The sequence below is a fragment of the Gottfriedia sp. ABJ_BB2_2 genome (assembly GCF_055484705.1).
Map to the genome: position 1 here is coordinate 562331 of NZ_JBVFKR010000001.1, position 14620 is coordinate 576950.

17 protein-coding genes are annotated in these 14620 nt (G+C 31.9%); 7 read left to right on the plus strand and 10 right to left on the minus strand.

The features are described 5' to 3' along the window. Positions 1–32: 32 nt before the first annotated feature. Positions 33–584: a TlpA family protein disulfide reductase gene (locus ACX6U0_RS02970; RefSeq protein ID WP_464958519.1), complete on the minus strand. Its 552-nt coding sequence runs from the start codon at positions 582–584 to the stop codon at positions 33–35. A gap of 156 nt (positions 585–740) precedes the next feature. Next, positions 741–3467: an aconitate hydratase AcnA gene (gene acnA, locus ACX6U0_RS02975; protein ID WP_464958520.1), complete on the minus strand. Its 2727-nt coding sequence runs from the start codon at positions 3465–3467 to the stop codon at positions 741–743. Positions 3468–3684: 217 nt separating this feature from the next. Between acnA and sspO the strand changes: the two genes are divergently transcribed. Next, positions 3685–3831 carry a small acid-soluble spore protein O gene (sspO, locus tag ACX6U0_RS02980; RefSeq protein ID WP_107900008.1) on the plus strand — a complete coding sequence of 49 codons (147 nt, stop codon included), beginning with the start codon at positions 3685–3687 and terminating at the stop codon, positions 3829–3831. Between the two features lie 83 nt (positions 3832–3914). On the opposite strand, the gene ACX6U0_RS02985 is transcribed toward sspO, so the two are convergent. Continuing rightward, complete coding sequence (locus ACX6U0_RS02985; protein ID WP_464958521.1) at positions 3915–4151, minus strand: hypothetical protein; 237 nt, start codon at positions 4149–4151, stop codon at positions 3915–3917. Between the two features lie 390 nt (positions 4152–4541). Here ACX6U0_RS02985 and ACX6U0_RS02990 point away from each other — a divergent pair, with 390 nt between their 5' ends. Both ACX6U0_RS02990 and ACX6U0_RS02995 read left to right on the plus strand, forming a co-directional pair. After that, on the plus strand, positions 4542–4676 hold the full coding sequence (locus ACX6U0_RS02990; protein ID WP_087998276.1) for a small acid-soluble spore protein P: 135 nt from the start codon (positions 4542–4544) through the stop codon (positions 4674–4676). A gap of 32 nt (positions 4677–4708) precedes the next feature. After that, positions 4709–4864 carry a YfhD family protein gene (locus tag ACX6U0_RS02995; RefSeq protein ID WP_087998277.1) on the plus strand — a complete coding sequence of 52 codons (156 nt, stop codon included), beginning with the start codon at positions 4709–4711 and terminating at the stop codon, positions 4862–4864. Positions 4865–4900: 36 nt separating this feature from the next. On the opposite strand, the gene ACX6U0_RS03000 is transcribed toward ACX6U0_RS02995, so the two are convergent. Further along, positions 4901–5596 (minus strand): DsbA family protein, encoded by a 696-nt coding sequence (locus tag ACX6U0_RS03000; protein WP_464958522.1) that lies wholly within the window; start codon positions 5594–5596, stop codon positions 4901–4903. A 148-nt stretch (positions 5597–5744) separates the two neighbouring features. Here ACX6U0_RS03000 and ACX6U0_RS03005 point away from each other — a divergent pair, with 148 nt between their 5' ends. Further along, positions 5745–6656 carry a CobW family GTP-binding protein gene (locus ACX6U0_RS03005; RefSeq protein WP_464958523.1) on the plus strand — a complete coding sequence of 304 codons (912 nt, stop codon included), beginning with the start codon at positions 5745–5747 and terminating at the stop codon, positions 6654–6656. Between the two features lie 52 nt (positions 6657–6708). On the opposite strand, the gene ACX6U0_RS03010 is transcribed toward ACX6U0_RS03005, so the two are convergent. Continuing rightward, on the minus strand, positions 6709–7038 hold the full coding sequence (locus ACX6U0_RS03010; RefSeq protein ID WP_464958524.1) for a hypothetical protein: 330 nt from the start codon (positions 7036–7038) through the stop codon (positions 6709–6711). Positions 7039–7374: 336 nt separating this feature from the next. On the opposite strand from ACX6U0_RS03010, the gene ACX6U0_RS03015 reads away from it, so the two are divergent. Then, positions 7375–7806, plus strand: coding sequence for a DUF2621 family protein (locus tag ACX6U0_RS03015; protein ID WP_464958525.1), 432 nt, complete (start codon positions 7375–7377; stop codon positions 7804–7806). Between the two features lie 27 nt (positions 7807–7833). Here ACX6U0_RS03015 and ACX6U0_RS03020 read toward each other — a convergent pair whose 3' ends face one another. The 3 genes from ACX6U0_RS03020 to ACX6U0_RS03030 form a co-directional block, all read right to left on the minus strand. After that, complete coding sequence (locus tag ACX6U0_RS03020) at positions 7834–8313, minus strand: CcdC family protein (RefSeq protein WP_464958865.1); 480 nt, start codon at positions 8311–8313, stop codon at positions 7834–7836. 32 nt (positions 8314–8345) lie between these two features. Beyond that, the gene (locus ACX6U0_RS03025) at positions 8346–8714 is read right to left on the minus strand and encodes a response regulator (RefSeq protein WP_464958526.1); all 369 of its coding nucleotides are present in this window, start codon (positions 8712–8714) and stop codon (positions 8346–8348) included. Positions 8715–8799: 85 nt separating this feature from the next. After that, the gene (locus tag ACX6U0_RS03030; protein ID WP_087998283.1) at positions 8800–9507 is read right to left on the minus strand and encodes a cytochrome c biogenesis CcdA family protein; all 708 of its coding nucleotides are present in this window, start codon (positions 9505–9507) and stop codon (positions 8800–8802) included. 217 nt (positions 9508–9724) lie between these two features. Between ACX6U0_RS03030 and ACX6U0_RS03035 the strand changes: the two genes are divergently transcribed. Together ACX6U0_RS03035 and ACX6U0_RS03040 are read left to right on the plus strand one after the other, a co-directional pair. Then, positions 9725–10465 carry an AzlC family ABC transporter permease gene (locus ACX6U0_RS03035; RefSeq protein WP_464958527.1) on the plus strand — a complete coding sequence of 247 codons (741 nt, stop codon included), beginning with the start codon at positions 9725–9727 and terminating at the stop codon, positions 10463–10465. Further along, positions 10462–10767: an AzlD domain-containing protein gene (locus tag ACX6U0_RS03040; protein ID WP_464958528.1), complete on the plus strand. Its 306-nt coding sequence runs from the start codon at positions 10462–10464 to the stop codon at positions 10765–10767. The genes ACX6U0_RS03035 and ACX6U0_RS03040 overlap by 4 nt, the downstream gene beginning before the upstream one ends. A gap of 271 nt (positions 10768–11038) precedes the next feature. On the opposite strand, the gene ACX6U0_RS03045 is transcribed toward ACX6U0_RS03040, so the two are convergent. Both ACX6U0_RS03045 and ACX6U0_RS03050 read right to left on the minus strand, forming a co-directional pair. Then, positions 11039–12817 carry an ABC transporter ATP-binding protein gene (locus ACX6U0_RS03045; RefSeq protein WP_464958529.1) on the minus strand — a complete coding sequence of 593 codons (1779 nt, stop codon included), beginning with the start codon at positions 12815–12817 and terminating at the stop codon, positions 11039–11041. After that, positions 12818–14569 (minus strand): ABC transporter transmembrane domain-containing protein, encoded by a 1752-nt coding sequence (locus tag ACX6U0_RS03050; RefSeq protein ID WP_464958530.1) that lies wholly within the window; start codon positions 14567–14569, stop codon positions 12818–12820. Between the last annotated feature and the right edge of the window lie 51 nt (positions 14570–14620).

Below are 14620 nucleotides of genomic sequence, written 5' to 3' on the forward strand. Positions count from 1 at the left end.
AGTTTTCTTACATTTTAGTCAATTGAATTTTGTTATTTTAGAAATTGATTTAATTGTTTTTCAGTTAACGGACCAATTTGCTTATAAATTACTTCACCATTTGGATTGATAAAAAATGTAGTTGGTATTGAAATAACACCGTATTTTCGAAAATTATCGCCTGTTTCATCAAGTAATATTTGATAATGCATATTATTTTTTTTAACGAAGTTGTTTACAAAGTTAAGATCCTTTTTTTCACCAATAAAATCAGCTACTCCTAAAATAACAATATCATTTTTATTTTTCTGATAAAACTTTTCAAGAACTGGAATTTCATCCTGACATGGCGGACACCAAGTTGCCCAATAATTTAAAATGACCTTTTTCCCTTTATACGAAGATAGTTTCACTTTCTTTTGATCCAATGTCATAAGCTCAATATCTGGTGCCTGTTGCCCAACTTGAACACCCATCTTTTGAATTGATGCAATATAAGAATCATTTTTACTTACTTTCTTCTCTTCTTGCTTTTTTTCAGTTAACTGGAAAATTGAATATCCTAAAGCTATCACCAATAGAAGTAATGGTATGATTTTTTTCATGATTATAATCACCCTTTTAATGAACTAACTCTATTTAACCATAAATTATTGAAAAAACAAATTTCAAAAAGCAGTTTCATTCCGTTATCCTGCCATTTATCATGATAATCATACAAAAAAGCACAGTCATTTAGACTGTGCTTTTTACGGTGATGATTAGTGAGCTACTTTAGAACCATTTAATTTGTCACGTAGTACCATTTGAAGAATACCACCATGACGGTAGTAGTCAATTTCAACTTCACTATCGAAGCGAGCTACTACATCAAATTCTACAGTTGTTCCATCTTCTCTTGTAGCTGTTACTTTTACAAGATCACGAGGCTTAACATTTTCATCTACGTTAACTGCAAATAATTCTTTTCCAGTTAATTCGTAAGTTGCAGCATTTTCGCCATCTTTAAATTGAAGAGGTAAAACACCCATTAATACAAGATTACTACGGTGGATACGCTCAAAGCTTTCAGCTAGAACAGTTTTAATTCCTAATAAGTTTGTTCCTTTTGCTGCCCAGTCACGTGAACTTCCCATACCATAATCATTTCCTGCTAAAATCATTAAACCAGTTCCATCTTCTTTATAACGCATTGCTGCATCATAAATTGACATCACTTCATTAGTTGGCCAGTAAGTTGTGTATCCACCTTCTGTACCTGGTGCAATTTGATTACGGATACGGATATTTGCGAATGTACCACGCATCATTACATCATGGTTACCACGACGTGAACCATATGAGTTAAAGTCAATTGGATTTACACCCTTGCTTTGTAGGTAAAGACCTGCAGGAGTTGTTTTACCAATTGATCCAGCTGGTGAAATATGGTCAGTTGTAACTGAATCACCAAATTTACCAATAATTTTTAATCCAGCTAATGGTTTAACTACACCTGGTTCTTTTGATAATCCTTCAAAGAATGGTGGATTTGCAATATAAGTTGATTCAGAATCCCATTTGTATAGAGAATCATCTGTTGTTTGAATTTCGTTCCAACGTTTGTTATCTTCAAATACTCTTTCATATTCTTTCTTGAATAATTCAGGAGTAACAGTTGAAGCTACAACTTCTTGAACTTCAGCAGATGTTGGCCAGATATCTTTTAAGAATACATCATTTCCATCTTGATCTTGTCCGATTGGCTCAACAGAGAAGTCAATATTTACATTTCCAGCTAATGCGTAAGCAACTACTAATGGTGGTGAAGCTAAGTAGTTACCTTTAACTTGAGGATGAATACGTCCTTCAAAGTTACGGTTACCTGAAAGAACTGATGTTACTAACATATCGTTGTCAGCAATCGCTGCTTCCATTTCTGGAGCTAATGGACCAGAGTTACCGATACATGTAGTACAACCATAACCAACAATGTTAAATCCTAATTGGTTCATGAAAGGAATTAAGCCAGCCTCTTGTAAATACCCACTAACTACTTTTGAACCCGGAGCTAATGAAGTTTTTACATAAGCAGGAACTGTTAATCCTTTTTCTACAGCTTTTTTCGCAACTAAACCAGCACCTAACATTACGTAAGGATTTGATGTATTTGTACAGCTTGTAATCGCTGCAATTGCTACTGCACCAGTTTTAAATGTTGTTTCAGTTCCATTATCGAATGTAACAGATACTTCTTTATCTAAAGCATCTTTCGTTAAACCGAAACCTGCATTACCCACTGGAGCAGAAACTGCTTCTTGGAATGCTTTTTTCATTTCAGAAAGTGGAATTAAATCTTGTGGACGTTTTGGACCAGAAAGATTTGTTTCAATTTCAGAAAGATTAATTTCTACTAATGAAGTGAAAGTTGGATCCTCTAAATCAGGAGTATAGAATAAGTCATTTGCTTTGCAGTATGCTTCAACTAATTCAACTTGCTCTTCTGGACGACCTGTTAAACGTAAGTAGTTTAATGCTTCACCATCAACTGGGAAGAAACCACATGTTGCTCCATATTCAGGAGCCATATTTGCAATTGTAGCACGGTCTGCTAAAGGCATGCTTTGTAAACCTGGTCCAAAGAATTCAACAAATTTATTTACTACACCTTTTTTACGTAAAACTTCAGTAACTTTTAAAGCTACATCCGTAGCAGTAGTACCACTTGGAAGAGAACCAGTTAATTTAACACCAATTACTTCTGGTACTGGGAAATATGATGGTTGACCTAACATCCCTGCTTCAGCTTCAATACCACCTACACCCCAACCTAATACACCGATACCATTGATCATAGTTGTATGAGAGTCAGTACCTACTAATGTATCTGGGAATGCAACCATTTCTCCATCTTCATTTTGAAGAGCATGAACAACATTTGCTAAATACTCTAAGTTTACTTGGTGAACGATACCTGTTGCTGGTGGCACTGCACGGTAGTTATTGAATGCTTTTTGAGCCCAGCTTAAGAATTGGTAACGCTCTTCGTTACGTGAGAATTCTAAATCCATATTAAAATCTAGTGAATCCATCGTACCAGCTTTATCTACCATTACCGAATGGTCAATAACAAGGTCAACTGGAATTTCAGGATTAATTACTTCAGGGTCTCCACCCATATCTGCCATAGCTTTTCTTAAAGAAGCTAAGTCTACAACAGCAGGAACACCAGTAAAGTCTTGTAATATTACTCGTGAAGGTTTGAAAGGAACATCAACATCTTGTAATTCATTAGTTCCCCATTTTGCTAAGTTTTCAACATGCTCTTTTTTAATTACTCTGCCATCTACTTGACGAAGAACTGACTCTAATAATACCTTAATTGAATAAGGTAACTTGCCAATTTTGGCAACTCCAGCTTCCTCAATTGCTTTTAAGCGATAATAATGATAAGTTTTGCCGTTCGCATTAAAAGTCGAACGTGATTGAAAAACGTCATTTTTCCCCATGTTTCTTCCCCCTATTAAGCATAAAATGTCTGAATTTATTTTATATCCAAACTTTTCAATACCTTACAATAATATCTTATTACAATGTATATCATAAGTAAATAACAAGTAACTTATCATTTCTAATAAGTAAAACTTATGACCAATTATCAATGACAAATTTCGCGTATTAGATTAAAAATAGGTAACACTAATATTTGTAAAAGGAGGGATTATGATGTCGAGACGTAAGAATAATGTTGGTAGTGGTATGTCTGCCTCAATCGAACAAGGAAAAGCAGCTGGTTTTAATGAAGAAACTGCACAAGAGCCACTTTCAGCAGATTATAAATTAAACAATAAAAAAACGAAGAAAAGACAATAAGACATAAAAAAACAAGCAATTTCACTAAATGAGATTGCTTGTTATGTTTTCATTATTATTTTATCACAAGAATAAACAAAAAATTACTCTGCGTCATCTTTATGACGTGGGAATATTTTCTTATCCATCGATTTTGGTGGAATTAGATATATAATCTCCCCATTTCCTTTTGTATCCTTATTAACTTCATTATTTTTTCGATTATAGTATTGGTAAAAATTAACTACATTTTTTTGCCTCTTATTATATTGAAGTTTTCTAATCAAAAAATAGAGTACGATAATACCGGAATAAATGAGACAAATAGTTAAAGCTTGCATAATCAGTCTCCTCTTTCATTTTGACTACTACTAGTATTGGTCAAATCACTTGTTTCATACATAAAAAGAGTCAGACAAACAAAAGTTTTGAACTAATATTCTATTATTATAGGCTATTCAATATTTCTTCAAATAATTGATTGTCGCTATTTTTACATTTAATTCATGATATTGCGTTCCATGTTTACAGTTATGAAAAGCAATGTGAAGCTCATAATAAGAAACCTACTCTCCCCCTTTGTTATATGTATTTTATATATATGAAATTTGTTATTGAAAATTATAAGTAAAATTGATTAAAACGCTTTCAATTTTAAAATTAGTAAATTTTACATAGTAGCATATTTTTTCAATTAGAACTAAAGCTATTAATGAAGGTAGGTGACAATAATGGCAAACAAATCGGTACGCCGAAACAGTGCAATTGAAAATGAAAGTGGACAACCAAAACCATTAAGTGGTTCTCATAAAGTAAAGAACCAAAACCATACGAGACAGAAAAAACATAGTCATCATGACATGTAATTAAAATTTATATTTTTTGGAGGGCATTAACAATGAAGAATAAAGAAAATATTAACAATAAGTTTAACCGATATGTTGAGCCAGATGGTCTGGATGTAGAATATTCAGAGGAGTTAGCAGATCAAAATGATATTCAAGCACAAGAACGTTCTGCAGCCGCTGATGCTCGCGTAAAGAAAAAGTTGTAAAAAAAGGTATGCGTTAATCGCATACCTTTTTTTACATTATTTATTTAATTCTGCATCAATTGCAGCTTTAATTGACTCTAGGCTTGGATCAGCAGTTGCTTTCCCGTTTACAAAAACAGTTGGTGTACCTTGTACACCGAAGTGATTACCGATTGCAACATCACTAGATACTTGATTCATTGCTTCTTTTTTATATAAATCTTTTTTAAACTTCTCTTCATCTAAATCAGGCATAACAGATTTTGCAAGTTCAGTTAACTTCTCTTTTGTTGCCCAAGTTTTCGTTTCATCCTCTTGCTTTGCATAAATCTCTTCTTGGAATTTCCAGAATGCATCTTTATCGTAGCTATAAACTACTTCAGAAGCTAGTGCCGCTAAATTTGAATCTTTAGCGATAAAAGGATAATTGATAAAGGAAAAAGAAATTAACCCTTTATCGATATATTCCGATTTAATATCAGGAAAAACGATTCTCGTCCAGTCTGCACAAATTGGACATTTATAATCACCAAATTCTACAACTTCAATTTTTGCATTTTTATTTCCTAATGTTGGTTGGTCTTTTGTATTAAACCCGTCCACTTTTACATCATTCACACCGGAAATTGTAGGATATGATTCTTCTGCTTTTTTATCTTGAACTTTAGAGACATAAAACAATGCTCCTAGTAAGAGTATAATGCCAACAAAAACAGATATGGCGAATGTTTGATTATTATTCTTTTTTTTCATTACTACTAAGCTCCCCCTACTTTTGTAATGTATATTATTGTATCATAAAGTAGATGAAGCTAACTATTTATCTCTTTGAAATAGAAATATATGTAACGACTATTTAGACATAATTTAGACATATTTATCTCGAAAGGAAGATATTTTTTTGAAGAAAACAGAAATCATTATATTAACAGGTTTTTTAGGGAGTGGTAAAACAACATTACTTAAGCAATGCTTACAAACAGAGCTAGCAAATAATCGTAAAATAGCAGTTGTGATGAATGAAATAGGTAAAATTTCAATCGACTCTCATGAAGTTTCCGAGGACGTTCGCTTAAAAGAACTATTAAACGGCTGTGTTTGTTGTACGATGAAAGATCAACTTGAAATACAACTCTTATCTTTAGTACAAAATAATGAATTGGATTGTATTTATATCGAAACTACCGGGGTCGCAAATACAATTGATGTGATTGATGCGTGTACCTCAGCTCAAACTGTAGAATCACTTTTTATAAAAGGGGTTTTATCTACAATCGATGCAACACGTTGGTTAACAAAAAATGAATTAAGTCCTACAATTAGATATTTACTCATTCAACAAATTTCATATAGTAATTTATTATTTATCAATCGTTTACATAATTTATCTACAAAAGAAAAAGAAAATGTATTAAATGAAATAAAATCAATCAATCCAAACATCATGATTGAAAATGGGAATGCTAATGAATTTTTAACAAAGCTAAGCTTCTCAGCTACACCAATCAATCATGAAAAATTTGATGTAAATTCATCATTAAAAATCAAAACCTACACACATGAACAAAATAATCCTTATGATAAACAACGCTTTGAAGACTTTCTAAGAAATGCACCGAGTAATTTATTTCGTATGAAAGGCTATATATCATTTAAAGATGATCCATTTTTATATAATGTCCAATATTCAAATGGACTGGTTACATATGAAAAGGAATTAATGAAGCTCCCTAAAAGATTAGTATGTATTGGAGAAAATATCGATCAAAAGCTTTTAGAAAATGAATTAAATAAACTAGAAGTTAGCAAGTAACAGATTCTAAAAAGCCAAGTTTCTAATTTGAAACCTGGCTTTTCCTTCGTTTTCACTTAGTTTTTTTATTTACAAGAATAATTAATTCCTCATCAAATTTAATTTCCGAACTATGCTTTAATAATTCTTTAATAAATCCTCTAGGATTTTCTAGCGTTAGTAAAATCGGCTGAACTGATTCATTAATGTGAATTAATAACGTAATTAATTCTTTATTTCTACCATAAACCTCAACTAATTGTTTAATTTCAGTAATATCCTTAATTTTAACTTTTAAAGATACAAATCCTTTGTGAATGACTATTTCATCCTGATTGATTACGATATCGCTTTTAATTAAGCGATATGCAGTAATCATTAATACAACAATTACTACCCCCATCTGTAAATACCCCGTGTACTCATTCCCTGATCCAACTAGTAAAGAGATCAACTTGTACAGAAAGATTAGTAGCAGTGAACATGCTGCCATATAGAATAAAACACTCAGAAAAGTAAAGTGAGAAGAGAATTTCGCCTGTTCCACAATCGTTCGCCTCCTCTACGACTTTTTTAATTGTTTTTTCTACTATATGTATCAAATCCCCAAAATGAAACTAGTACCCTAAAAAAATTGGTCATTTTTTGACAAAATCACTCGTACTTGCTTGATAGTTCCCTCATTTTCTTACTATAATAGTGTTATGTTTATTGTTTAATGGAAACAAGGAGGATACATATGTTTTCGGTTTGGTCGCAAATTATGATTGTCATTTGGACAATTTTCTTATTAGGAATGATGTCAATTGGTGGATATTTCATGTTCAGAAAGTTTTTAAAAAGACTTCCAAAAGAAGATGGCAAATCCATTTTAGATTGGCAAGATGAATACTTACAAAAAACAAGACACTTATGGTCAACAGAACAAAAGGAACTTTTAGAAGAACTTGTAAAACCAGTTCCTTCATTATTTAGAGATGTCGCTCGCGACAAAATTGCTGGTAAGATTGGTGAATTAGCCATCATTACTAACGCAACACAAATTACACAAGGTTTAATTATTGAAGGTTATATTAAAGCAACCCCTAAAAGGGATCATGCATTTTTAGTAAAAACCTTAAAGAAAAAAGAAATTGATTTTACTGAGTATCAACATTTACTAGCAAAATAAAAAGTGTACCTTAATGGTACACTTTTTTTACGTAATAATTGTATTAGATGGAAGCTGTCTTCTCATTTTTGTATAAGATTTATACATTGCTAAACGCCATGGAACAATCATAGAGAAAGCAAGCAGGAAAAACATTCCACTCAATTGACCAACATCGATACTTGAACTTAAATAAAGCTTCATTATTATACGAACAATTAGTAAACCAAGTAAAATAAATACAAATGATTTTGATCTTTTTAAATAAATTTCATTATCTACAATTTCAAACTTTGACGTTTTAATTAAGAACAATGAAAAAAACATACCAATACAAATTGCCTCAAGAATTTCAGAACCATTTAATCTGAACTGTGGAACGATATACATCAGTGCCCCAGTACTCATAAAAAATGGTGGCAAAATTATTTTTTTTAAGTTTGTTGGTTTCTTCGCAGCTTTTAAGCGGACAACAATTACACCTAAAGCCATAACAGTCGCAATGACAGTACTTACAATAATACTCATATCCTTACTCATTTCTTCACTACCTTTTTATTTCAATCTTGAAGACTAAATATTCTCTCTAGTGCATTTATGATTTGTAAATCATGTACCGGCTTTTCAATAAAATCTAATGCACCATATTGAAGGGCTTCATTTACTACATTATCCTGCGTCATTGCAGATAACATGATAATTTTTGCATCATGGTGATGTTCTTTAATTTCTTTTAGTGCAGTTAATCCATCTTTTAGTGGCATCGTGATGTCGAGTAACATAAGGTCTGGTTTTAGTTGTGAATAAAATGTGACGGCTTCTTCCCCATTTGATGCAAACCCAATTACATCATAACCTGCATTTTTAACAACTTCTCCAATTTTCGTACGTATGAATAAAGAATCATCTACGATTAAAATCCTTGCCACTACTAAGCCCCCTATATTAGAGAATATCAGAATATACTTTAACTATAACCTATATATTTTCAGATTACAATTCAACTTCAATTGATTAAAACCCAGTAAATCCACCTGTAAATCTCGTAAAATAAATTGTAATTTTTGTAAGCCAATCAAAATATAACATAATCCCCATAAGAATCATAATGTAGCCGCCGAAAACGACAATTTTGTGTGAATATTTTTTAATCCAATTTAATGAGCCTAAATAAAATGAAAGGACAAAAAATGGAATAGAGAACCCAAGTGTATAAGCCAGCATATAAAATAAACTAGAGCTTGGATTACTTACAGCTAATGCAAAAACAGATGTTAAAATTGGTCCTGTACATGGTGTCCAACCTGCTGCAAAGGCCAAACCAATTAACATAGTTCCTAAATAACCACTTGGTCGTTTGGAAAATTGAAATTGGCGGTTATTCATTAAGAACTTTGGTTGAAAGATCCCCGTAACAACCAGTCCTAAAAATACAATTAATATTGCCCCTATTTGGCGAATAAAATCTTGATAGCGCATAAAAAACGAACCAATGAATGACGTACTAAATCCTAATACGATAAAAATAATAGAGAAACCTAATAGAAAGAATAATGTATGTAATAACGTTTTACTTTTATGTATTCTATTCTCACTTTTTAAATCACCTAAAGATACCCCTGTAATATATGATAAAAACGCTGGATAAATTGGTAAACAGCAAGGAGATATAAAGGAAAGAAATCCTGCTCCAAATGCAATACCAATATTTAAGTCCCCCATTAACAAACTCCCTTTCTCATTTAAACATTCTAAAGAACATTATAGTATAATCATATGATAATGTTAATTTTAAATACTTTAAAAGGAAGAAAAGAATATTTGTCGAATAGTAGTTCAAATATAATTTAATAGACCAGGCGCTGATTTTTATCCATCATGACTTTTCACTGTAGGGATTTAATGAATCAACTCCATAACTCTATGAAAGGAGATTTTTATGTCAACATTACTTCAGCAAACAAAAAGTACACCTGAAAAAATGAATCGTAGTAAAGAAATGAAAGAAGGCTTTTTAGCAGCTGTTCCTTTAATTATAGGCTATTTACCAGTTGCATTTACATTTGGATTAATTGCTAAACAATCTGAGATTGACATATTAAACACCCTTTCTTTTAGTGCACTTGTCTATGCAGGTGCAAGTCAATTTATGGGATTGTCAATGTATATTGCTGGGGTTAGTCTAGTTCAAATCTATATTGCAACGCTGATTTTAAATTTTAGGAACTTCGTCATGAGCTTATCTTTTAACAATCAATTTAAGAATTTACCTTTTTGGCATAAAATCTATTTATCTATTACATTAACCGATGAAAACTTTGCTGTAACAACACTCGGTAATAAAACAAATTCGGGTAGTCAATCTTCCATTTACTTAATCACCTTACATACAATTGCTTATGTAACATGGATTTCAGGGACATTATTAGGAGTTGTTTTTTCTACACTTATTCCTAAAGTAATTAGTGAAAGCATGGGAATATCATTATATGCTATGTTTATTGGATTACTTACGCCTGCAGTTAGAACAAATTGGCGTGCTTGTATGATTGTATTTGTAAGTATGCTATTAAATTATTCATTTTCAAAACTATTAAGTCAGGGCTGGTCACTAATTTTAGCATCAGTCATTGCGAGTTTATTAGCAATCGTTTTAATGAAAGGAGAAGACAATAAATGATCGTATTTCTTCTTGTTCTTGGAATGTGTTTAGTCACTATGATTCCTAGAGTACTCCCTGTTTTTATTGTAGATCGAGTTCAATTTCCAAACTGGGTTACATCATGGCTAAAAGGTGTGCCATATGCAGCATTAGGTGCACTAATTTTCCCAGGTATTTTAACTGTAGAAAAAGGAAATATGAGTGTTGGTCTAATAGGCGGTATTGTTGCCATTATTCTTTCAATACTTAGATTGCATATAATATTCGTAGTTTTTGGTTCGATTGGAACTGTACTCATTATGAAATTATATTTTATATAAAAATAGGCTCTGTAAAAATATGTTGATTTCCATTCCACGTACATCTCTTTCCATGGGAGTGACTTGAGCCTATTGGTCCACATGGTGTGGATCATGCATGATAGAAAAAACCTTCCAGCCGTTAAATGGTTGGAAGGTTTTTTGATTAGAAGCCGACACTCATTGTATCAAGATGAGATCCGGCACGACTATCACTGTTTAATTCACTGATTCGTTCCATATCTTCATCTTCTAAATGAAAATAAATCTAAGTAATCTAAAAAATTTTCTTTTACTCGGCTAGTTGTAGTGACCCTTTATTTTGCAATAAATACATATTGTAATATAAACCTTGTTTAGCAAGCAGTTGTTGATGGTTCCCGGATTCTACTATTCTACCTTTATGAAGAACATAAATACAATCAACATCTTGGATCGTAGATAGACGATGAGCAATAATGACAGTCGTTCTTCCTTTTCTCATTGCTGTTAATGCTGTTTGGATCGCTTCTTCAGTTTCACTATCAATGTTTGCTGTTGCTTCATCAAGAATTAAAATAGTTGGTTTCGCGGCAATTGTTCTAGCAAAAGTAATTAACTGTCTCTGACCACTAGATAAGGTTGAACCACGCTCCACAACTACCTCATCATAACCATTTGGTAGTTTTTCAATAAATTCATTTGCTCTAACTAATTCAGCTGCTTCTTTCATCTCAACTTCGCTAATAGCATCATTATACATCGAAATATTTCCTTTAATGTCCCCAACAAATAAGTAAGGATCTTGTAAAACTAATCCTATTTTTGAACGCAATTCACTTTCTTGAAAAGATGATAGCTTTTGATCATCAATGCTTATTTCCCCATCTTTCACATCATAAAAGCGTAATAATAAGTTCATAATTGTCGACTTACCACTTCCAGTGTGCCCTACAAAAGCAACTGATTGCCCTGGTAAAACAGAAAAAGATAAATCATGAATGACATTATGAACACCATCATATGCAAAAGAAACATTTTTAAAATCAATGCTACCTTCTACTATTTTCGGCGAATTCGATCCTACTTGAACTGGTGCTTTTTGTTCTTCATCCATTAAATCAAACACCCTTGCAGAAGAAACTACTGCTTGTTGTAATAACGAAAGCTTCATCATCATTTGCGTAATTGGCTCAAAAAATCTTTCTAAATAACTAACAAATGCATAAACAGTTCCAATTTCAACAGGATTACTGAATGATGCAATCCCAAAAAAGCTTAGTACAAACATTATACCAATCGTGTAAATTAAATCAGTTGCTGGTCTTAAAAATAGTGAATCTAATCGGATTGTTTTAACCCCGGCTTGGTAATGTGATTCATTAACATGTTCAAATTCACTTTGAAGTCGCTTTTGTTGATTAAATGCTTGAATAATAGACATCCCTTGCAAATGCTCATTCAGTTTTGCATTTAAGTTACTTAATTGCCCTCTTGTTTCCATAAAAAACGGAAAACTCTTCTTTCGGTATGTGAGGATTACAAAATAAACAATAAACACTAAACCTAAACAAATTGATGCAAGTTTTACATCTAAACTATACATCGCAATAATAATACCCACTAAAAAGACAATTTGCTGAATAAATGTTGCTAAAACACTTACGTAAAAATCCTTGATTGCTTCAGTATCGTTCGTAATTCTAGATACTATGCTTCCAATTGGTGTTTTATCAAAGAATGAAAATGCCAACGAATGAACATGTTCATAAACCTTCATTCGAATATCTTGAACTACTTTAAACGCAATTTGTTGAAACATTAATAATTGAAGATAAGATAATATAATTTTTCCAATCATTAATACTACATACACTGAAAACAGCATAAGAATTGTATCTTTTGGAAAGTATTGTTTCATTAAATGATCGTCTAAAAATCTTTTAACTAAAATTGGCCCATACATTTCACAAGCAGTTGCAAGGAATAGAAATACAAATGCGAAGAAAAGTAGAACTTTATATTTTTTTAAAAATGAAAGTAACCGAAATAAGTCTTTCTTTTGTCTTGAAATATCAATCTCTTGTTCCATTTATCTCCCTCCTTGCGAAACAAGTTCTTCCAATTGCTGTCTTTCAAACATTTCCTTATACCAACCATCAATTTGAACTAATTCTTCATGTTTACCACGCTGAATGATCTTACCTTCATCTAATACAATGATTACATCACTATGCATAACAGCACTCATGCGATGAGAAGTAATAAAGGTTGTTTTGCCATCACGTTCATCTTTTAATGAACGAAGTATCTTCTCTTCTGTTTTTGCATCAACCGCTGATAAACAATCATCTAAAATTAAAATGTTTGGATTTTTAATTAATGATCGAGCAATTGAAATCCTTTGTTTTTGTCCACCAGAAAGTGAAACACCTCGTTCTCCAACCACTGTTTGATAACCTTCTGGAAAATCTAATATATCATTGTGAATATTTGCTATTTCTGTAGCTTTATAAACATCTTCATCCGTTGCATTTGTAAAACTAAAAGCAATATTTTCTTTCACCGTACTCGAAAATAAAAAATGTTCTTGAGGTACATATCCAATATGCTCTCTTAAGGCATGTAAACTCACATTTTTAATATTCAAATCCCCAACAGAAATTCTTCCTTGGTTGACATCATATTCCCTTAATAATAATTTTAATAATGTTGTCTTACCTTGACCTGTTTTTCCAACAATTCCAATCGTTTGACCTTCTTTTACACGAAAATGGATATCACTTAGCTTAAAATTGGATTCTTCATTATATGTAAATGAATCAATTGAATAGTGAATTTCGCCCATATCAAGTTTTTGTAATGCTTGGTCAGAATCTTTAATTTCAGCTTCAATACTTAGTAAAGAGCGAATACGATCATAAGAAGCGCGACCTCTTTCAACAATATTGAATAACCAACCTATTGCAAGCATTGGCCAAATTAAAATACCCAAATATGTAACAAAAGTGATTAATTGTCCAATTGTAATGTCATCTGAAATGACTAATCTTGAACCATAAACAATTGAAATTAAGTATGAAATTGAAACGACAAGCATAATGGTTGGATCAAACAAAGCATCAATTCTTGCAACCTTCATATTGTTTTTAACAACTATGTCTGCTTGATTTTTAAAAGCACCAATATCTTCTTTAGCTTGACCTAAGCTTCTTATTACCTTTAAGCCACTCATACTTTCTTGTACTTTATTATTTAATTCTGAAAAAGCCTCTTGCGCTAAATGAAATCGTTGATGCAACAGCTTTCCATAGTATTGCGTTAAGATGGCCATGATTGGTAACGGTAATAGGCTAATTAATGTAAGTTTCCAACTAATTGAAACTGCCATCATAATTAACACAGATCCACCAAGTATAATCGAGTCAACGAAAGTTAAAATACCAGCACCTGCCGTTTCACGAACGGCCTGAACATCATTCGTTGCATGAGCCATTAAATCTCCAATACGATTTTTTTGATAAAAAGTTGGCGACATTCTAGTAAAATGATGATATAAATTATCTCTAAGTTGTTTAGCTAATTTTAATGAAGAGCCAAAAATTAATCTTCTCCATAAAAATCGAAATAAATAAAGTAGTAATCCATTTACGAAAATTAATCCTACCCAGAAGAATAATGTCTTGCCACTAAGTGATTTTTTTATCATTTCGTCGATTACATAACCAATAACCTTCGGAGGTAAAAGCTCTAATAATGCTACAATAATTAATAGAGATATACCCCAGATATAGCTTCTTTTTTCTTGTTTAAAAAACCATAATAAATCTTTAAAGACTGACATTTCCTCACCCCCGTTATGAACACATAGTTTGATTTTAACAAATATTATGAA